The sequence below is a fragment of the Bacillus sp. UNCCL81 genome, assembly GCF_900112535.1.
GTDB lineage: Bacteria > Bacillota > Bacilli > Bacillales > Bacillaceae_G > Gottfriedia > Gottfriedia luciferensis_B.
Window position 1 is genome coordinate 107,008 of sequence record NZ_FOMF01000010.1, and the last position, 17,393, is coordinate 124,400.

A 17,393-nucleotide genomic window follows, 5' to 3' on the forward strand; every position below is an offset into this window, starting at 1 on the left:
TTTCAGACTGCTAGTCAAACATTTGCAATAAGTCTGAAAATCTAATACTTTGTCTCCACACTAGTGCAATACTTTAAAAGAGTATTGCTTTTTCTATGTATGACGATTTTAAAAGATTAATAAAGGGGAATGAGAACATGTTCGATCAATCAAATTATGAATGTCGTGTAGAGTGGGGAAAAAGGGGAGCTAGGGAAGCAGCGGAACGCGGGGATATAACGATTATTGTTGATGTTCTTAGTTTTTCATCGACTGTTGTTTCAGCAGTATTTCAAAAAGCAATCGTCTATCCATATCCACCAAATTTAGATGGGAAAGCTTATGCTAAAAAGATTGGAGCGGAGTATATTTTAGGAAGAAATGAAGCGGCAGTTTTAGGGAAGGCAACACTTTCGCCGGTCTCATTTAATGAACGTCATGCCAATCATAAATTTGTTTTATTTTCTCTAAATGGGGCATTTTGTTCATGGATCGCTTCAAAGGTGCCAGCGTTATTGATTGGTTCTTTGCTTAATGCTTCTGCGGTTGCAAGTTTGGCTAATCGCCTAAAAAAAGAAAAAAATGTTAATATAACAGTCATTCCGTGCGGTGAAGTTTGGAATGATTTACATGAAAATGAGGATGCGTTGCGACCTTCTATTGAAGATTATTTAGGAGCAGGAGCAATTTTGTCAGAATTAGAAGGAACAAAATCACCAGAAGCGGAAGTTTGTATTGGCGCGTTTCTTCACTCAAAACATAAAATTAAAGAATTGATTTGGGAATGCGGAAGTGGAAGAGAACTGAGAATGAAGGGCTTTGAAGAAGATGTTACGGATTGTAGTCAATTAAACCATTTTAAAGTAGTACCAGTTTTACAAATTGATTGCTTCGTTAATGGTCTTGAAATAGAAAAAGGATGAAAAATTTCATCCTCATCCTTTTTACCTCTCAAAAATAGAATATGAACTAACATTTTTTAATAAAATTTCAGGTTTACTACCATCCAGATTGGCGATCCATACATTACCGACAACATCTAATTCGCCTTTTCTAGTCCACGTTATTTTATTGGTAGTCTTAGAGTAGACTGGATTATAATCGCCTTTTCCAGTTGGTGGATTCGTTATTTTTAATTGTTTATGAGTAGAAAGATTAATCACATTTAATGATGGTTTTGGTCGTTTCTTTTCATCATTTGACCACTCACTTTCTTTTACTCTTGAAACAACAATCGATGTATCATCACACCATGTAAATCCTAATTCAGCGTAATGTGGCGGTGTTAAATTTGTTGATGTAAATGCAGGCATTTCAGTAATATTCATCTTCTTATTTTTGTAGCCGAAAACTAATCTGCCTCCACCTGCAATGTATCCTAATATATTTTTAGTTTGAGCCCATTTTGGATTATCTAAATGTAAAATAATTTCATCTTGAACTTCAAAAACTTTTCCATCTGAAGAAATGATACAAAGCATGTCGCTATCCATAGACCAAGAAGCTGTTGGGTTAACGATAAAAGAGATCCATTTTTGATCAGGCGAAAATTGAAATGTTGACGCATTTATGGACGGAATGGAAGTATTGCCTTTTGTTAAGGTTTTAGGGACAACGAAAAATTGTTTTACAGTGTTTGTTGCGCTAGAAATATTTTTTAAATCATTTGGTAAAGTGATTTTATATAAAACTGGGTTTGTCCAACCGTCCGGATTTAGTGCTGCGGCTGATGAAGCTATAAAGCCTTTACCGTTTGGAATCCAATTATAATCATCAACACCTAGTGCAATATTGTAAAAATTTTTAAAATCAGAAACGTTCAACACACCACTATCTAGAAATGCAAAAATATTTTTAGTAGGGGACCATTTTGGATTCTCACCATCGGAAATGATCCTTTGTTCTTTTTTTGTTTTCATATTATAAATCCATATTTCTGAGCGAGTAGGATATGATGCTGTAGGACCAGTAGGTATTTCTTTTTGGTACATTAAATAATTTCCATCAAATGACCACTCGGGTTGATTCGTATAAACCCCTTTTGCTTTTGTTATTTTTTCCTCTTTATTATTTATTTTTATCCAAACAAATCCATCGCGAATAAACGCAATTTTTAATGGTTTAGCAGTAGTTTCCGCGTAACTATAGTTCGGAATAATTAAACAAACAACGATCAAGAAAATGAGTAGTAATTTGCGATTCATAAATTCACCCCGTTTACTAATTTTGAGTTATTTTTCCCAAGAAATTATATAAATATCAAAGGGACCGTATTCAACAAGATAAAATATTAAATGATCGAATAGCTAGATTATATAAAGTAACTAAAAGAGGTGACTATTCATGGAGAAATGGATTGGGGCAACGGGTATTTGTATTAATCATAAAGGGCAGATATTAATGGTACTTCAAGGCAAGCCTGACGAACATAAGCTTTGGGCTCCTCCATCAGGCGGTTTAGAACAAAATGAAACGATTGAAGAGTGTTGTAAAAGAGAGCTACTCGAAGAAACAGGATATGAAGTTGAAATAATTAAGCAATTATTTATTAAAGAAGGTATCTCGTATGGTTTTCAAGTAGAAGTACATTATTTTGAAGTTAGAATTATTGGTGGTAATGTTAAAATTCAAGACCCTGATCAATTAATATATGATATTGCTTGGAAATCAGCAAATGAAATTATTGAGTTAGAGCTTAGTTTTCCAGAGGATCGAAACTTACTAATCGACTTAATTAATAAAAAAGTTAACAAGAAATAAAAAAAGCCGTTTGATAAAAAATCAAACGGCTTTTTTAAAATTAAATTAATATTCTTCTACAGTTGCGATATACGGTAGATTTCGATACTGCTGTGCATAATCAATTCCATAGCCAACGATAAACTCATCTGGAATGACAAAACCTACATAATCAACTGGTAGATCGATTTTTCTTCTTTCAGGTTTATCTAATAAAGTACAAATCTTAATCGATTTTGGCTTATGCATTTGAAGATGGTCACGTAAAAAGTGCAATGTTAGGCCACTATCAATAATATCTTCAATTACTACCACGTTTTTATCTGTGATATTCTCATCTAAATCTTTTAACAATCTTACTTTTCCAGTTGATTCAGTTTGATTACTATAGCTAGAAACAGAAATAAAGTCTACATTAATATTACTTTTCATTTCACGAACTAAATCTGCTGCAAATACAAATGATCCTTTTAAAACAACTACAAGGATTAGTGGTTCGTTATTAAAGTCATGTTCAATTTGATTGGCAAGTGCTTTTACTCTATTTTTTAAATCAGTTTCAGAAATTAAAGTGTCTTTTATTCTATAAGCCATGTAAATTACCTTCTTTACTTAATTTTTTACTTTGTTAGATAAGCATTCATCATTATCTCCATTTTAACAATATTTACTAAATAGTAGTATTGAAAAGTTAGTTTAATGAACATCCATCAATTTGGTAATAATAACCACATAACATAAATGGAGGTATTCAAAGATGAATGAAAAGATTGATTATAATGGCTTGCCGAAGCATTCAAAGCCAATATGGAGAAGTGGACTAAATATTCCTACTTTTGTTCCGTTTAACGATGATGAAGAGTTTGATGCTGTAATCGTTGGTGCCGGAATTACGGGAATTTCAACCGCATATTTTTTAACACAAGCGGGTATGAAGGTCGCTTTAATTGAAGCGAATAAAATAATTAATGGAACAACGGGCCATACGACTGCAAAAGTAACAGCACAGCATGATTTAATATATGATGAGCTAATCCAACATTTTGGATTAGAAAAGACAAAAATCTTTTATCATTCTACTAAAAATGCAATGGATTTTATAAAAAAATATACGAGTGATAATCAAATAGAATGTAATTATGAGACACAAGATGCAACCATTTATACGACTTCAGATGATTATGTAAGGAATCTAGAAAATGAATTGAAAGCTTATGAAAAATTAGGAATCGACTCATTTGGAGCAGTAAAAACATTATTACCCTTTGATACAAAATATTCGATTACAATGAGGGATCAAGCTCAGTTTCACCCACTAAAATACTTGATTCATTTATTAAAAGCTTCAATTGAAAACGGATTAAAGGTTTATGAAGAAACTGTCGTTATTGACGTTGAAACAGGTAACACCCCAGTCGTAGTCACTCAAAGTGGAAGAAAAATAAAATGTAAGCATGTGGTAAGTGCATCCCATTTTCCTTTTTACGATGGTAATCAATTCTTTTTTACGAAATTACATGCAGATCGTTCATATGCCTTAGCTGCAAAAGTAAAAACAGCATATCCAGGAGGCATGTACATAAGTGCGGAAAATCCGAAAAGGTCTCTAAGATCCTTTAAATTTAATAATGAAGAACTAGTACTAATTGGTGGAGAAAGTCATAAAACTGGAGTAGAAACTCGTACTATGAGTTTTTATGAAAATTTAAAACTTTTTGGGGAAGAAACCTTTGGAATTGAAGATGTATTATTCAGATGGTCTACCCAAGATTTAATTACTTTAGATAAAATGCCTTATATTGGTAGACTATCGTCAAAACATCAAAATATTTACGTAGCCACTGGTTTCCGTAAATGGGGGATGACAAGTGGAACAGTCTCTGCGCAGTTAATAAGTAATTTAATTTTAGGAAAAGAAGCTGTTGATGCTGATGTGTTCACTCCTTCGAGATTTCAAGCAGACCCTAGTATCAAGCATTTCTTAATGCAAAACCTAGATGTAGCTAAACATTTAATTGAAGGAAAATTAGAGCCTGTTTCTAGAAAAATAGAAGAGTTATACAATGATGAGGGCTCAGTTGTAACACTAGATGGTAAAAGAGTTGGAGCATATAAAGATGTAAATGGTAAAGTTCATTGTGTAGATACAACTTGTACTCATTTAGGTTGTGAGGTCGAGTGGAATAATGGTGAAAAATCATGGGATTGTCCTTGCCATGGCTCAAGGTTTTCAATTTATGGCGAAGTATTAGAAGGACCAGCCGATCAACCTTTAAAACAAGTTTTTGTTCAATAACTAAAAATATTAGATTATGAGGGATTTCTCAAATAGTGAGAGATCCCTTATTAATTGCCAGTAGTTAACCATTATATCTCCAATGATAATCTATTCAAAAATGTCTTAGCAATTTGTGATGAAAATTTAGTCTGAAACGTACTCCATCACATAACAATCCCTATATTCGCCTTCATGTAACTCATGTTTCGGAAGTAATCGAATTTTTTTAAATCCACATTTTTCATAGCATTTAATCGCACGTACATTCCATGTTTGTGGATCTACTACTACTTTTTTTGCGTTTTGTTTATTCACTAAGTATTTCACCATCGATGAGACAAGTAAACTTCCAATTCCACGATTCCAAAAATCAATTTCACCAATAAATTGATCCATTCCGTAAATAACTTCACTTGTATTTTCATAACCATATTCAATTTTTGATTCATTGTCTAATTTATAAAATTGTATATAGCCTATCTCAATATTTTCATAAACTACAATACACATTTGAATAGAGGGATCTTTCGTAAAAAATATATTTTTTACTTTTTCATCGTCGAACGGATGATCACGACCTTCATAATATTGAAGAACTTTTGGATTCGAAAGCCATTTTGCTAGAAGGGGAACATCACTTTCTTTTAATTGACGAATAGTAAGCTTATTTGATTGGAAGATCACTTACAAACCTCCTTACAATTGGAATTAAAGTTAATTAAATCATATCATCTTGGAGATATTCTCGAGGAGTTGTAAATTCAGAATTTTTTATAATAAATAGCCTAATGCTAAAATATAAATACTTACGAAATTACTTTATTCTGATGAGAGGAGAAAAAGCGATGATTAAAAGTATATATGAAACTCATTTAGAAGTGAGAAATTTAGAAGAATCCATTATGTTTTACGAAAAACTAGGTATTAAGCTCGCTCATAAAATTGAAGGAAGAAGAGTTGCTTTCTTTTTTATTGGTGAAGACAAACAAATGCTCGGACTTTGGGAGGTAGAGAAAGGTAAGGAATTTCACAAAGGCCACTTTGCTTTTGGCGTAAGTCTTTATGAACTAGAGAATAGTATTGAATGGCTTAAAGTGAGAGGGATAAAACCAACTGAAAACTTTTTTGGATTAAATCCAATTGAACCTGTAGTACATACTTGGATGCCAGCAGCAAGTGTTTATTTCCGAGATCCTGATGGAAATAGTTTAGAGTTTATTTCGCTACTTGATGGAGAAACAGTAAAAACAAATGAGGTTTTGTATTTAAGTGAATGGAAAGAAAAATTTTCAAAATAACTCGTTGATAGAAGTTTGAAAAAATGTTGTTAAATCATTTTAAATAACGTGATAAAAAAAATAAAAATTCCACCTAAATAGGTGGTTTTTTATTTTTGCAATAGGTATTTAAACATAATTTGTCGAATATAGTTATTTCGAAAGCAAAATAATATTTTATTTAATTTTAAGATCAAAGCTTCTATTTCATTCAGAATTTAACTTTAAAATGAAAAGAGGTGGAAACTTGAGAAAGATTCGAGTTAAACCAAGTAAAGGGCAGTCATTTTTTGGTTTAATGATTGGCATTATTTTTATTGTCCTCGGTTTTACGATTGTAATACCAAAAGCTGGTTTGATCGGATTGATATGGATCGGAATTGCGTTAATGATTACCATAATCAATGGATACAACGTTTTTAGTAATCGTGGTATATCTAATTATGAAGTAAATGTTGAAGAGTATATTACAAGAGAGAAAGAGGACTTTGAAGTGAAACTTCGTAAATTAAGTAAATTAAAAAATGACGGGGTAATCACAGAAAATGAGTTTCAGAAACAAAAGGAAAAAATTTTTAACCGAGATATGTAGAGATAATAATAAGCGGTTGATCATCTGAAAGAAGGAAAAGAAATGGTAATAAAATTACTACTAGAAGTTATGCTTCCTCTATTTTTTTATGTTTTATTAGGTTATTTATTTAATCGCCTTTTTAAACTTCACTTACGTACTTTAACAACCCTCTTAGTTTATTTATTTCTTCCAGTCGCAGTATTTATGAAAATATATGATAGTCCGTTATCTGGTAAAGTTGCAGGTATTGTTTTATTTTACTTGGTTATTCAATTTGTCTTTATGTCGCTAATTTCAACATTAATATGTAGATGGCGAGGAATTGAAAAATCTATGCAAGGTACATTTGCGAATAGCATCGCGTTAAATAATTCAGGAAATCTTGGATTGCCAGTAAATGCGTTAGTTTTTAAAAATGATCCTTTTGCATTGAGTATTGGAGTTTTAATCGTTTTGTTTCAAAATATCATGACATTTACTGTTGGGGTATATAATGCAGAGGCTTCAGTTCAAATGAAAGAAGCAATTATGAAAATGCTAAAGCTACCAATCATATATAGTGTAGTACTTGGCTTTATTCTTCAACTATCTCATGTGAAATTAAATCATGAATTGGTTACCATTTTAAATCCTATTACTGAATCATTTGCCCCATTTGCGTTAATTACACTTGGAGCTCAATTAGCTGAATCGGGGAAAGAAATTAGCTGGAACAATTTAGCGATTAGTAACTTCTTAAGATTGATTGGTGGTCCAATTATTGCATTTGCCCTTATAAAAATTTTCGGTTTTGAAGGTGTGGTTGCAAAAGCCCTTTTTATAGGTAGTGCCTTCCCAAGTTCAAGAAATAGTGCATTACTATCATTCAAAGGTCCACATGCAAATTTTGCAGCACAAACTGTCATTACTTCAACTATATTAAGTAGTCTAACTTTACCAATCGTAATACAACTTGCTAGTACATTCTTTTAATGTGTTTAAAAATTCATTCCTTTTCTTAGAAGTCCACTCGGTAAAAATGCATTTCATCTTTTGTAAAAAATAAATAGTTTGATTCAGAACAATATTTAATCTACATCAATAAATTATTTTAGAGGTGATTAATAGAATGAGAAGACTTTTATTTATTGGACTTATCATTTTAAGCATATTCTGTTTTACAAGCTGTCAGTCAAGTGACTACGGTAATGGCAAAAAGGATGATCAGTCATCACAACTTGATAAGGGCAATACACCAGATAAAGACAAAAATACTGATAAAGGAAATACACCAGATAAGGGAAATAATAATCCGCCAAAAAAGGATGAAACTAAGCCACCAGTTAAAGCCTTTACACCAGTTGAAAACGATGCATTTAAAGTCACTTCAGTCGTAAATGACACAACAGGTAAGAATGTGTTAATTGTTGAAGGGAAAGCTAGTGTTTTTGAAGCAACATTTCTTTATCGAATAGAAGATGGCCATAATGTATTAGCCGAAGGTCACACAATGGCTGATATGGGTGCTCCAGAATGGGGGAACTTTAAACTAGTAATTAATTATAATCAACCAACAAGTCCAAATGGAGTACTTACACTATATGTAGCAAGTGCAAAAGACGGCCAACCAGAACATATATTAAATATACCGATTCAGTTTCCAAATTATAAATAGGTATTTAATGAAGATTTTTAAGATGCACGAAGCCGTTGGTCCAACCAATTTTAGCTTGCAAATTGTTTAACATAAAGTCGAATATAAAATAGTCAATAGGGAATACGACATTAAATTGAACTTATTTATATATAATCATTTTTTGGATGATATATCATTGGTTTTAAATGTTAATATTTTAAGCAATTTTATGATTCAAAATCACTAGTAATGATTTTTTTCTGAAGTTAAAAATATTATGAGCAAATTATTAGAAAACAAATTCAGTTGATTGGTTTAATTAAAGTTCAATATTAGTTGACCTATAAGCTTATTAATACACCACGGTTAGGTTACTCTAAGTAAAGGCTTTTTGATTAGGGTTTATTGCAGACTTTTTTTTATGAATAAGTTGATTGGAACTAAAGGGGTGCTCGACTCCTATGGGATTAGCGGGAAGGCTGAGACCCCGCAGGCTTGCCGAGGAGGCAAGGTCTCGCCCCATGGAAAGCGAGCATCCTGTAGTGGAAATCAACATCACTCTACTCCTTTTACGAAAATTTGGTAAATTAATTGACAAGGAAGTTTTTCAACAGTGTGAAATGACTTTAGTAAATACTAAAGTCATTTTTTTTAACATTGAGAAAATAACTTCAAAAATTACATAAAATAGCCTAAAATAAAAAAGCTTATACCATATTTTTTGGAAAGCTTTTGGACTTTTCTTAAATAAATTTTAATCGTTTTTAAGTGAAATTATTAGAAAATGTACACAATAGGTAGTAATATCAAGATTATTAAGATAAACTATTAAAAATTTCTAATAAAACTCTAATTAAATTTTAAAATATTCATAAAGCCATTTTCATCTTAAACAGATATCCTTATACAATACAAATAATAATTTTATAGATGTTATTATAAAAAAAATGAGGGATAAAATATATGAAAAAAATATTAATTATAGAAGATGAGAAAGAATTAGCAAATTTTATACGATTAGAGTTAGAGTATGAAGGAAATGAAGTTCATATTTCAAATGATGGAAGAGACGGTTTAAACCTAGCAATCGACCAAGAATTTGACTTAATCTTGCTTGATTTAATGCTTCCTAATTTAAGTGGTATTGAAGTTTGTAGACGAATTAGAGCGCATAAAGATACACCAATTATTATGATTACAGCTAGAGATAGTGTTTTTGATCGTATTTCTGGTTTAGATAGTGGTGCAGATGATTATATTTCAAAACCATTTGTTATTGAAGAACTTTTAGCTCATATGCGAGCAATCTTTAGACGCATCGATCGTTCAACAAATTTACACTGCTTAAAATTTAAAGATTTGTCATTAGATTCTGCAGCTCGAGTTGTTAAAAAAGATGAAGCGATCATTGATTTAACGAAAAAGGAATTCGATTTATTGTATTTATTAATGAGCAATGTAAATCGTGTATTAACTAGAGAAATTTTATTAGAAACTGTATGGGGCTATGGCTCTACAATTGAAACAAACGTAGTGGATGTTTATATTAGCTACTTAAGAACAAAACTAGATGATAAAAATAATACCTATATTCACACTGTAAGGGGTACTGGGTATGTAATGAGGATGTAGAGGTGGATCTTACCTTGTTAAATAAGCTTTCGATTAGATGGAAAATAACAATTACAATCGCTGTGCTTATGTTTGTCATATTTACATTATGTAATCTTATTCAAAGTGCTTTGATTCAAATGTCAGTCATGAATCAGCAGCAACATCGTATTGAAAAGAGATTATATGATACGTCAGCTTATTTAGATGAAGAATATAAAACGAAACGACCTACTGCGGCTTCTTTTGCAGAAAACAAATCATATTTTGAAAAAATTATACAAAATAATGAGATGATTCGATTAATCGATAAAGATGGAAAAGAAATATTTACAGTTTCAAGAACGATGCCTAAAATTCATATTAATAAAAAAGACTTCGGTAAAATCCAAAAATATAGACTACACAATCAAGAAATTTTAATTAATAGTAAGCTGTTACATTATAAGAATTTTGATGGTGTTTTAGAAGTTGCAATGAATGTAGAAATCTTTTCGAAATTAATTAAAGAATCATTCATGATTCTCATTCTAGGAACAACCATTTCGTTAATTTTAAGTATTTTAAGCGGTTATTTCTTATCTAAAAAAATATTAAATCCTATTAAAAATTTAAATCAAACAATGATTAAAATAAAAAATAATCAATTAAAAGAGCGAGTTTTTGTAGGAGAAACAAATGATGAATTGTCTGAACTCGGTCTACTTTTTAACAAAATGATGGATGAGTTAGAGGCTTCAATTACAAGACAAAAGCGTTTTGTTGAAGATGCTTCTCATGAATTAAGGACACCTTTAGCAATCATTCATGGTCACTTATCACTTGTTAATCGCTGGGGGAAAAAAGACGAAACTGTTTTAGAAAACTCATTAAATACATGTATTAATGAAACAAACAGAATGATTATTTTAACGAATGAGCTTCTACAGTTAACGAAGCTAGAAAAAAATAGTGAAAAGATCGAACAGTATGCTCCAACAAATATTGATGAAGTATTAAATGAGATCATAAACAATTATCAGCTGTTACATGAAGATTTGGAAATTCACTTTCACACTCCTAATCAAATTGTCGATAAAGCAAATATTGCAAGAGAACATTTAATGCAAATATTAATTATTTTGTTTGATAATGCAGTTAAATACAGTAAAGAACATACCATTATCGATATAACTACAGCACAAGTTGCAAACAAGATTGAAATCAAAGTGATAGATAACGGAATCGGTATTAAAGAAGAAGATATTAATCATATATTTGACCGATTTTATCGAGCTGATAAAGCGAGAAGTCGAGCTAACGGCGGTAATGGTTTAGGCTTATCAATCGCAAAAGACCTAATTGAAAACTATGGTGGCAATCTACAAATTACAAGTAAAAATGGAGAAGGCACAACTGCTTTCATCACATTAAATACTATTTAGATAAAATGTGTATCTAAATTCTCCAAAAGAAGAAAATCACAAGATGTGTTACAAAATCTTGTGGTTTTTTTTTTCAATAAAGTTCACTAAACATTCCCTATTCTCTAACTTGGTGTCACATCAATTTAATAGTTTAGTGCCTTATTTTATGGTAAAGTTGAATAAAATGAAAATTCTTTTAATTCGGAGGGAGAAGAAAGATGAGCTTTGTAAGCATTGCTATAAATAATGCAATTATGATTGAAAGTTTACGTAGTGCTGGTGTAGAAAACATTCAGTTAATAAACGCTGTGAAAGAAGAGAATTTCGAGTTTTTAAATCAATATGGTAATGGTTTTCCTGACTGGGAAACATTAATAAAACTGTACAAAAACAATGAAGAAAATTTTAATAAAATTGTTAATGATGGCTATCAAATCAAATTTTTAACAAAAGGATCATTAATGACTTTACTAAGATATAAATTTGGCATTGAAGTTGAAAAAGATTATGAAGATATGGGAACTGCAATTCAAGGAATTTATTTATCTGAAGAAGCAATTAATCTAATTAAACATACACTTGCAGCAAACTGGAGTTTAAGTACATATGTTGATGAAAAAGATGGGCTGAAAAAAATACGTATTGAATTAGTAAAAGGTAGTGAAGCTGTAACAAAGTAAATTATATGGATTAATTTAGTAGAGGGACAATTTATAGAAATTGTTCCTTTTTTACTAACTATAAAAGGGTTCAGCTAGTGGAAACAAAATTCATAATCAAAAATGAAAAAGGAGTAAAGCAATGGGAGTAAAAAAATTATTTTGGGAAGATCCTTATCTTTCAAAAACTACTGCAATTGTTACGGAAGTAGATGGCAGGAATGTTACTTTAAACGAAACCATTATTTATGCTTTTTCGGGAGGGCAACAATCAGATTCAGGGAGAATTGGTCATTATGAGGTGATTGAAGCTAAGAAGGACGGATTAGATATTATCTACACTTTACCAGAAAATCATGACCTTCAAAAAGGACAAGAAGTAGTGATTGAAATCGATTGGGAGAAACGATATCGAATTATGAAGCTACATTTTGCTGCAGAAATCATCTTGGAGCTAATGTATCAAAACTATCATAATCCTGAAAAAATTGGTGCAAATATTACTAGTGATAAAGCTAGAATTGATTTCTATTGGGATGGAAAAATCTCTGAAACATTCCCACTTTTAGAGACAAAAGCAAAGGAGCTCATTGGAGCAGATTTAGAAATATTTAGTGAGTTTGATGACCCAGAAAATCAAAGAAGATATTGGGAAATTAAAGACTTTGGTAAAGTTCCGTGTGGTGGGACACATATTAAGCGAACAGGAGAAATTAAAGGAATAAAGTTAAAACGAAACAATATAGGAGGTGGGAAAGAACGGATAGAAATTTATTTGATGATCTAAATAGAATATTTGAATCTAAAAAACGAACCTAAAGGCTAGTGTGAAAACTGTTAGGATCGTTTTTTTTTTTTGTAATTTTTTATAAAATCCAGAACTTTTAATAAATCAGCACAATTATTTGGTAGAAATATGTCGAAAATAACTTGAAAACGGCGGAAACCTTGAAAAATATAGATAAAAATGTCCCAATTGACCGAATATTAGAAAAAATTATAATTAAATTTAATGGGTCAGAGTAATGTATATCAATATTCTGGTATGCGATTACTTAGTAAATGTAGTTTTAGTAGGGACGAGAACAAACGTTATTCATTAGAAAAGAGGGATTAGGTGGAGAGATCAAAAATTGAAAAGTTTAGTAGAGTGTTAAAAGGCTCTGCAGCAGCAGCCATATTTTTGGGAATGTTATTACCAACAAGTCAAAAAGACTATGTATCTGCAACAACTATACATGGCAAATCATCTGAACAAATACTAGCCTCATTGACCCAAGAACAAAGAGATGCTTTAACGAAGCTAAAATCGATGGAGAGCTATGGATTACAAGGATTTGATAAAAAGGACTTAAATAGTAGTTCTGATATATCTGTTATTGTCGAATTCAAATCCAAGCCTGAAAAGGTTGCTATTCTTGAATCTGCATTAGAAGGGAAATCTTTAACTTCCACTGAGGCGAAGAATAGGGTTAAACATGATCATACTGCCTTTGAAGAAGATTTAGCGAAAATCTTACCAGCTTCTAAGGAGAAAAGCGGCAGGGATCAATATAAAATTACTCGTTCATTTGATACTGTTTACAATGGGGTTTCTATGAAACTACCAGCGAATGAAGTTGAAAAACTATTAAAATCTGATTCAGTTCAAGCTGTTTATAAAAGTGTTGAATTTTCTATAGATCCACCAGAAACTCCGAATTCTACAGAAGAACAAGATTCAATTAAAAGAATAGAGAGTATACCATTTTTAGGTGTAGATAAGCTACATGAAGAAGGGATTACAGGCAAAGGGGTAAAAGTCGGCGTAATTGATACAGGAGTTGATTATAATCACCCTGATTTGAAGGATGCATTTAAAGGAGGATATGACTTAGTAGATAATGATCCAGACCCGATGGAAACTACATATGACGATTGGAAAAAATCTGGTCGTCCTGAGACTGATCAAAATCTTTCACCTTACTATACAAGTCATGGTACGCATGTTTCGGGAACGATTGCAGGTAGAGCCAAAAATACTGGTGGTGTGGCTGTTAAGGGAATTGCACCTGATGCTGACCTTTTTGTTTATCGTGTTTTAGGACCTTATGGGACTGGAGAATTGGAAGATATTTTAGCTGGAATTGAAAAAGCAGTTGAAGATAAAATGGATGTTATTAATCTTTCTCTAGGAGCAAACATTAATGATCCAATGTATCCGACTAGCACAGCGATAAATTATGCTGTACTTAACGGTGTGACGGCATCAGTTTCAGCGGGGAATAGCGGACCGAACTCTTATACACTAGGTTCACCAGGGGCTGCAGCACTTGCATTAACAGTAGGAGCAAGTAGTGCACCTATTCCAGTTACTAAATATACAGGTGTTCTTAACGGAATAGAAACACCATTTCAATTAAGTACTCTCTATAATGATTTTGTTTCAGACTTAAAAGTTTTTAACGGTCAAACTTTAGATGTAGTAGACTTAGGGGTTGGAAATGACTCTGATTATTTAAATAAAGACGTAGCTGGAAAAGTTGTTTTTGTAAGTACAGGTGTAATTGGTACGCAATCCAAGACTGTCTATGCAAAAAATCACGGAGCACGTGCAATCATTGCTTATAGTAATATTCCAAATGCTGGCCCATCACAATTCGTAAAAGAGGAGCAAAACTTTATCCCTGCATTTTCAATGAGTTATGAACAAGGTTTAGATTTTAAAGCAAAATTAGCAGCCGGCCATACTAAACTGACTTTTAAAGATTTGAAAGAAGTTAATACAGATGCAGATAAACTTGCTAGCTTCAGTTCACGTGGACCTTCTAGAAGTAATTACGATATGAAGCCAGAAATTACAGCTCCTGGTGTAAGTGTGTTATCAAGCGTGCCTGCTTATTCGATTTATAAAAACGACCAAACAAATTATAAGTACGCTTATTCTCGTATGTCAGGTACATCTATGGCAGCACCTCATGTTACAGGTATTTCTGCTTTATTACTTCAAGCAAATCCAGCGCTTGAACCTGGTGACATAAAAACGATATTAATGAATACTGCTAAGCCTTTAGCAGATAGCTATAGTGTCTTTGATGTAGGTGCAGGTCGTGTAGATCCTTATAGGGCTGTTCATACTGGAATGAAAATACAAGTCCAAGATGAAACAGTTTTTCCTCTAAATGGTGAGAACTTAAAAGTAAAAGAACTAACAGGTGGACTTAGCTTTGGTAGTCACTATGCAAATGAAGATATTTTAGTAGAAAAGAAAGTAAACTTTACAAATGTGGAAGATAAACTAAAGAAATTTAATGTAGATGTTAACTTTCAAACAGGTATTAATGGCTCCCTGAATGCTAGCGAAAACGGTGTCAGTGTAAGTATACCTACAGAAATTAAAGTTCAATCTCTAGATACGAAGAAAATACCTGTTTCTATATCTGTTCCAGCAAATGCTAAGGCAGGAATTTATGAAGGGTATATTATTGTAACAAATAAAGATGACAAGAATGAACAATATCGAATTCCTTTTAGTGTTCGCACGACAGAGGAAGGATTCAATTCAACGACATTATCTTATAAATCAATGTCACCTTCATTTTTACATGTGAAACGTAGCTTTAGTGCAAATCAATTTATTGATATGATTTTTAATTTTAAATCACCTATGAAACGAATGGACATCGTATTACAAGATGGAAAGACAGGAAATGATTTAGGTGTTATTGGAACAATTGATCTAAGTTCGTCATACGATGGGACAAATTATTTACTAAGTGCTTTCTTTAATGGTACTTACCATGCTTATACTGATAATACAACACAGCCAATTTCGCCGACATTAAGTTATGTAAAACCGGGGCCATATCGAATTAAAATAATTGGTACGAGCGCTAGAGATAAAGTATTCGTTAACTATAATGATTTATATATAGACAATAATATCCCGACAATGTCGACATCATTTGATGGAAATGAGTCACCTGTTATAGAATATCAACCAGGTCAGAAAACAATTCCTGTTCAAGTGAATGTAACTGATCAAGAAGTTGCAAATATGAATGAATTCGGAATGAAAGTTGATCAATCAATTAACAAAGTAAACTATTCAGTTAATGGTAACTTCAATCCTGTACTTCCTGTAGGAGTAGATGGGAAAATCGACTTAAGTGTACCAATGAACGAATCAAGTACACTCTTAACCTATACTTTAAATGGATTAGATGGTGCAAATAACACGACACAAAAGAAAAACTATTACTTTGTTAAAGCTGGGTCGCCTTACGGATATGTGAAGACTGACAATGTAAATGTGAAAATGGGAGATACGGTTAATGCTACGTTTGTTTTAAATAATGTTCAAAATCTGAAATCAGCTGAATGGACGCTTAATAATATAGGTCAAAACTTCGAGGTTTTAGATGCGAAAGCAAATGAAGCATTGAAGGATTTAGGCGCAACAGTAACGGTTGAAACGTCTGGAAATAATTCAAAAGTAAAGCTTGCTTTAGATGAAGCGAAAACAGTTAGTGGAAAAATACCTGCTATAAACCTAAAATTAAAGGTGAAGAGTACAACATTTGCGGTGAGTGCACCTGTAAATCCAATAATTGCTTATACGAATGATCAAGGTAATCGAATTACACTTTCTTCAGCTGGTATGGAATGGTTGATCCAACCAACATTCTCTGAAGTATTTGGTACATTAGGTGCAGAGGCTTCTGTCTATAACCGAAATTGGAATTGGACAACTTCTGGTGCAACTGTTCGAGTGATTGATGGAAATGGTAAAGTATACGATGGCTCATCTTCTCTAGTAAGTTATGGCGATTACAAAATTTCTAATCTACCATTAACGACTAAATCGTTTACTTGGGAATTAAAAGTACCAGGTCATTTTACGGTGAAGCGTGAAATCCCGATCGGATTAGATAAGAATGGTACGATTTGGGGACAGACATTACAGTATTTTAGCGACAAAGCAACTGCAGGAGACGTAAATGGGGATGACGTAATCGATGTTTATGACGCGCTTTATATTCAAACATATTGGGGAACAAATAAAAGAAGTGCAGATATAAATAATGATGGAACAGTAAACGCGACAGATTTCCAATTCGTAGAAAAAAATTACTTAAAACAAAATCCATCGAACCAAAATGCACCAATTCCGAAGAAGAAATACAAAACGCAAACAATAGATACAATTAAAGGAGAACTTGGAATTTAAATAATGGAAATGGCTACCTTTCAATGAGGTAGCCATTTTTAAAAAA

General features: G+C 32.0%; 16 protein-coding genes. 13 read left to right on the forward strand and 3 right to left on the reverse strand.

The window, feature by feature from the left end:
- Positions 1-137: 137 nt before the first annotated feature.
- Positions 138-902, forward strand: a complete 765-nt coding sequence (locus tag BM319_RS19640) for a 2-phosphosulfolactate phosphatase (RefSeq protein ID WP_091024314.1) — start codon at positions 138-140, stop codon at positions 900-902.
- A 21-nt stretch (positions 903-923) separates the two neighbouring features.
- Here BM319_RS19640 and BM319_RS19645 read toward each other — a convergent pair whose 3' ends face one another.
- Positions 924-2,183 carry a TolB family protein gene (locus BM319_RS19645; RefSeq protein ID WP_091024315.1) on the reverse strand — a complete coding sequence of 420 codons (1,260 nt, stop codon included), beginning with the start codon at positions 2,181-2,183 and terminating at the stop codon, positions 924-926.
- A gap of 139 nt (positions 2,184-2,322) precedes the next feature.
- On the opposite strand from BM319_RS19645, the gene BM319_RS19650 reads away from it, so the two are divergent.
- Entirely contained in the window at positions 2,323-2,739 is a 417-nt protein-coding gene (locus BM319_RS19650; RefSeq protein ID WP_091024317.1) for an NUDIX hydrolase, read from the forward strand.
- 45 nt (positions 2,740-2,784) lie between these two features.
- On the opposite strand, the gene hpt is transcribed toward BM319_RS19650, so the two are convergent.
- Positions 2,785-3,312 carry a hypoxanthine phosphoribosyltransferase gene (hpt, locus tag BM319_RS19655; RefSeq protein ID WP_091024319.1) on the reverse strand — a complete coding sequence of 176 codons (528 nt, stop codon included), beginning with the start codon at positions 3,310-3,312 and terminating at the stop codon, positions 2,785-2,787.
- Between the two features lie 163 nt (positions 3,313-3,475).
- On the opposite strand from hpt, the gene BM319_RS19660 reads away from it, so the two are divergent.
- Entirely contained in the window at positions 3,476-5,014 is a 1,539-nt protein-coding gene (locus tag BM319_RS19660) for an FAD-dependent oxidoreductase (protein WP_091024321.1), read from the forward strand.
- A 126-nt stretch (positions 5,015-5,140) separates the two neighbouring features.
- Here BM319_RS19660 and BM319_RS19665 read toward each other — a convergent pair whose 3' ends face one another.
- Positions 5,141-5,680 carry a GNAT family N-acetyltransferase gene (locus BM319_RS19665; protein WP_091024323.1) on the reverse strand — a complete coding sequence of 180 codons (540 nt, stop codon included), beginning with the start codon at positions 5,678-5,680 and terminating at the stop codon, positions 5,141-5,143.
- A gap of 161 nt (positions 5,681-5,841) precedes the next feature.
- Here BM319_RS19665 and BM319_RS19670 point away from each other — a divergent pair, with 161 nt between their 5' ends.
- The 10 genes from BM319_RS19670 (at position 5,842) to BM319_RS19710 (ending at position 17,347) form a co-directional block, all read left to right on the forward strand.
- Positions 5,842-6,294, forward strand: a complete 453-nt coding sequence (locus BM319_RS19670; protein ID WP_025569087.1) for a VOC family protein — start codon at positions 5,842-5,844, stop codon at positions 6,292-6,294.
- A 226-nt stretch (positions 6,295-6,520) separates the two neighbouring features.
- Positions 6,521-6,865, forward strand: coding sequence for an SHOCT domain-containing protein (locus tag BM319_RS19675; RefSeq protein WP_025569086.1), 345 nt, complete (start codon positions 6,521-6,523; stop codon positions 6,863-6,865).
- A 42-nt stretch (positions 6,866-6,907) separates the two neighbouring features.
- Complete coding sequence (locus BM319_RS19680; protein WP_091024325.1) at positions 6,908-7,819, forward strand: AEC family transporter; 912 nt, start codon at positions 6,908-6,910, stop codon at positions 7,817-7,819.
- Between the two features lie 136 nt (positions 7,820-7,955).
- On the forward strand, positions 7,956-8,501 hold the full coding sequence (locus BM319_RS19685) for a Gmad2 immunoglobulin-like domain-containing protein (protein WP_091024327.1): 546 nt from the start codon (positions 7,956-7,958) through the stop codon (positions 8,499-8,501).
- A gap of 422 nt (positions 8,502-8,923) precedes the next feature.
- Positions 8,924-9,148, forward strand: coding sequence for a hypothetical protein (locus BM319_RS24420; protein ID WP_139226547.1), 225 nt, complete (start codon positions 8,924-8,926; stop codon positions 9,146-9,148).
- A gap of 277 nt (positions 9,149-9,425) precedes the next feature.
- Entirely contained in the window at positions 9,426-10,094 is a 669-nt protein-coding gene (locus BM319_RS19690; RefSeq protein ID WP_056471929.1) for a response regulator transcription factor, read from the forward strand.
- A 14-nt stretch (positions 10,095-10,108) separates the two neighbouring features.
- Positions 10,109-11,497, forward strand: coding sequence for a HAMP domain-containing sensor histidine kinase (locus BM319_RS19695; RefSeq protein WP_091024329.1), 1,389 nt, complete (start codon positions 10,109-10,111; stop codon positions 11,495-11,497).
- Positions 11,498-11,697: 200 nt separating this feature from the next.
- Positions 11,698-12,159 carry a hypothetical protein gene (locus BM319_RS19700; RefSeq protein WP_091024331.1) on the forward strand — a complete coding sequence of 154 codons (462 nt, stop codon included), beginning with the start codon at positions 11,698-11,700 and terminating at the stop codon, positions 12,157-12,159.
- A 121-nt stretch (positions 12,160-12,280) separates the two neighbouring features.
- Positions 12,281-12,925, forward strand: a complete 645-nt coding sequence (locus BM319_RS19705) for an alanyl-tRNA editing protein (RefSeq protein ID WP_025569041.1) — start codon at positions 12,281-12,283, stop codon at positions 12,923-12,925.
- 330 nt (positions 12,926-13,255) lie between these two features.
- Complete coding sequence (locus BM319_RS19710; RefSeq protein WP_091024335.1) at positions 13,256-17,347, forward strand: S8 family serine peptidase; 4,092 nt, start codon at positions 13,256-13,258, stop codon at positions 17,345-17,347.
- Positions 17,348-17,393: the final 46 nt, after the last annotated feature.

What these genes read in the sequence shown, in the direction of transcription:
- BM319_RS19640 (WP_091024314.1), top strand. Translation starts at nt 138, where the DNA reads ATGTTCGATCAATCAAATTATGAATGTCGTGTAGAGTGGGGAAAAAGG.
- BM319_RS19645 (WP_091024315.1), bottom strand. Translation starts at nt 2,183, where the DNA reads ATGAATCGCAAATTACTACTCATTTTCTTGATCGTTGTTTGTTTAATT.
- BM319_RS19650 (WP_091024317.1), top strand. Translation starts at nt 2,323, where the DNA reads ATGGAGAAATGGATTGGGGCAACGGGTATTTGTATTAATCATAAAGGG.
- hpt (WP_091024319.1), bottom strand. Translation starts at nt 3,312, where the DNA reads ATGGCTTATAGAATAAAAGACACTTTAATTTCTGAAACTGATTTAAAA.
- BM319_RS19660 (WP_091024321.1), top strand. Translation starts at nt 3,476, where the DNA reads ATGAATGAAAAGATTGATTATAATGGCTTGCCGAAGCATTCAAAGCCA.
- BM319_RS19670 (WP_025569087.1), top strand. Translation starts at nt 5,842, where the DNA reads ATGATTAAAAGTATATATGAAACTCATTTAGAAGTGAGAAATTTAGAA.
- BM319_RS19680 (WP_091024325.1), top strand. Translation starts at nt 6,908, where the DNA reads ATGGTAATAAAATTACTACTAGAAGTTATGCTTCCTCTATTTTTTTAT.
- BM319_RS19685 (WP_091024327.1), top strand. Translation starts at nt 7,956, where the DNA reads ATGAGAAGACTTTTATTTATTGGACTTATCATTTTAAGCATATTCTGT.
- BM319_RS24420 (WP_139226547.1), top strand. Translation starts at nt 8,924, where the DNA reads ATGGGATTAGCGGGAAGGCTGAGACCCCGCAGGCTTGCCGAGGAGGCA.
- BM319_RS19690 (WP_056471929.1), top strand. Translation starts at nt 9,426, where the DNA reads ATGAAAAAAATATTAATTATAGAAGATGAGAAAGAATTAGCAAATTTT.
- BM319_RS19700 (WP_091024331.1), top strand. Translation starts at nt 11,698, where the DNA reads ATGAGCTTTGTAAGCATTGCTATAAATAATGCAATTATGATTGAAAGT.
- BM319_RS19705 (WP_025569041.1), top strand. Translation starts at nt 12,281, where the DNA reads ATGGGAGTAAAAAAATTATTTTGGGAAGATCCTTATCTTTCAAAAACT.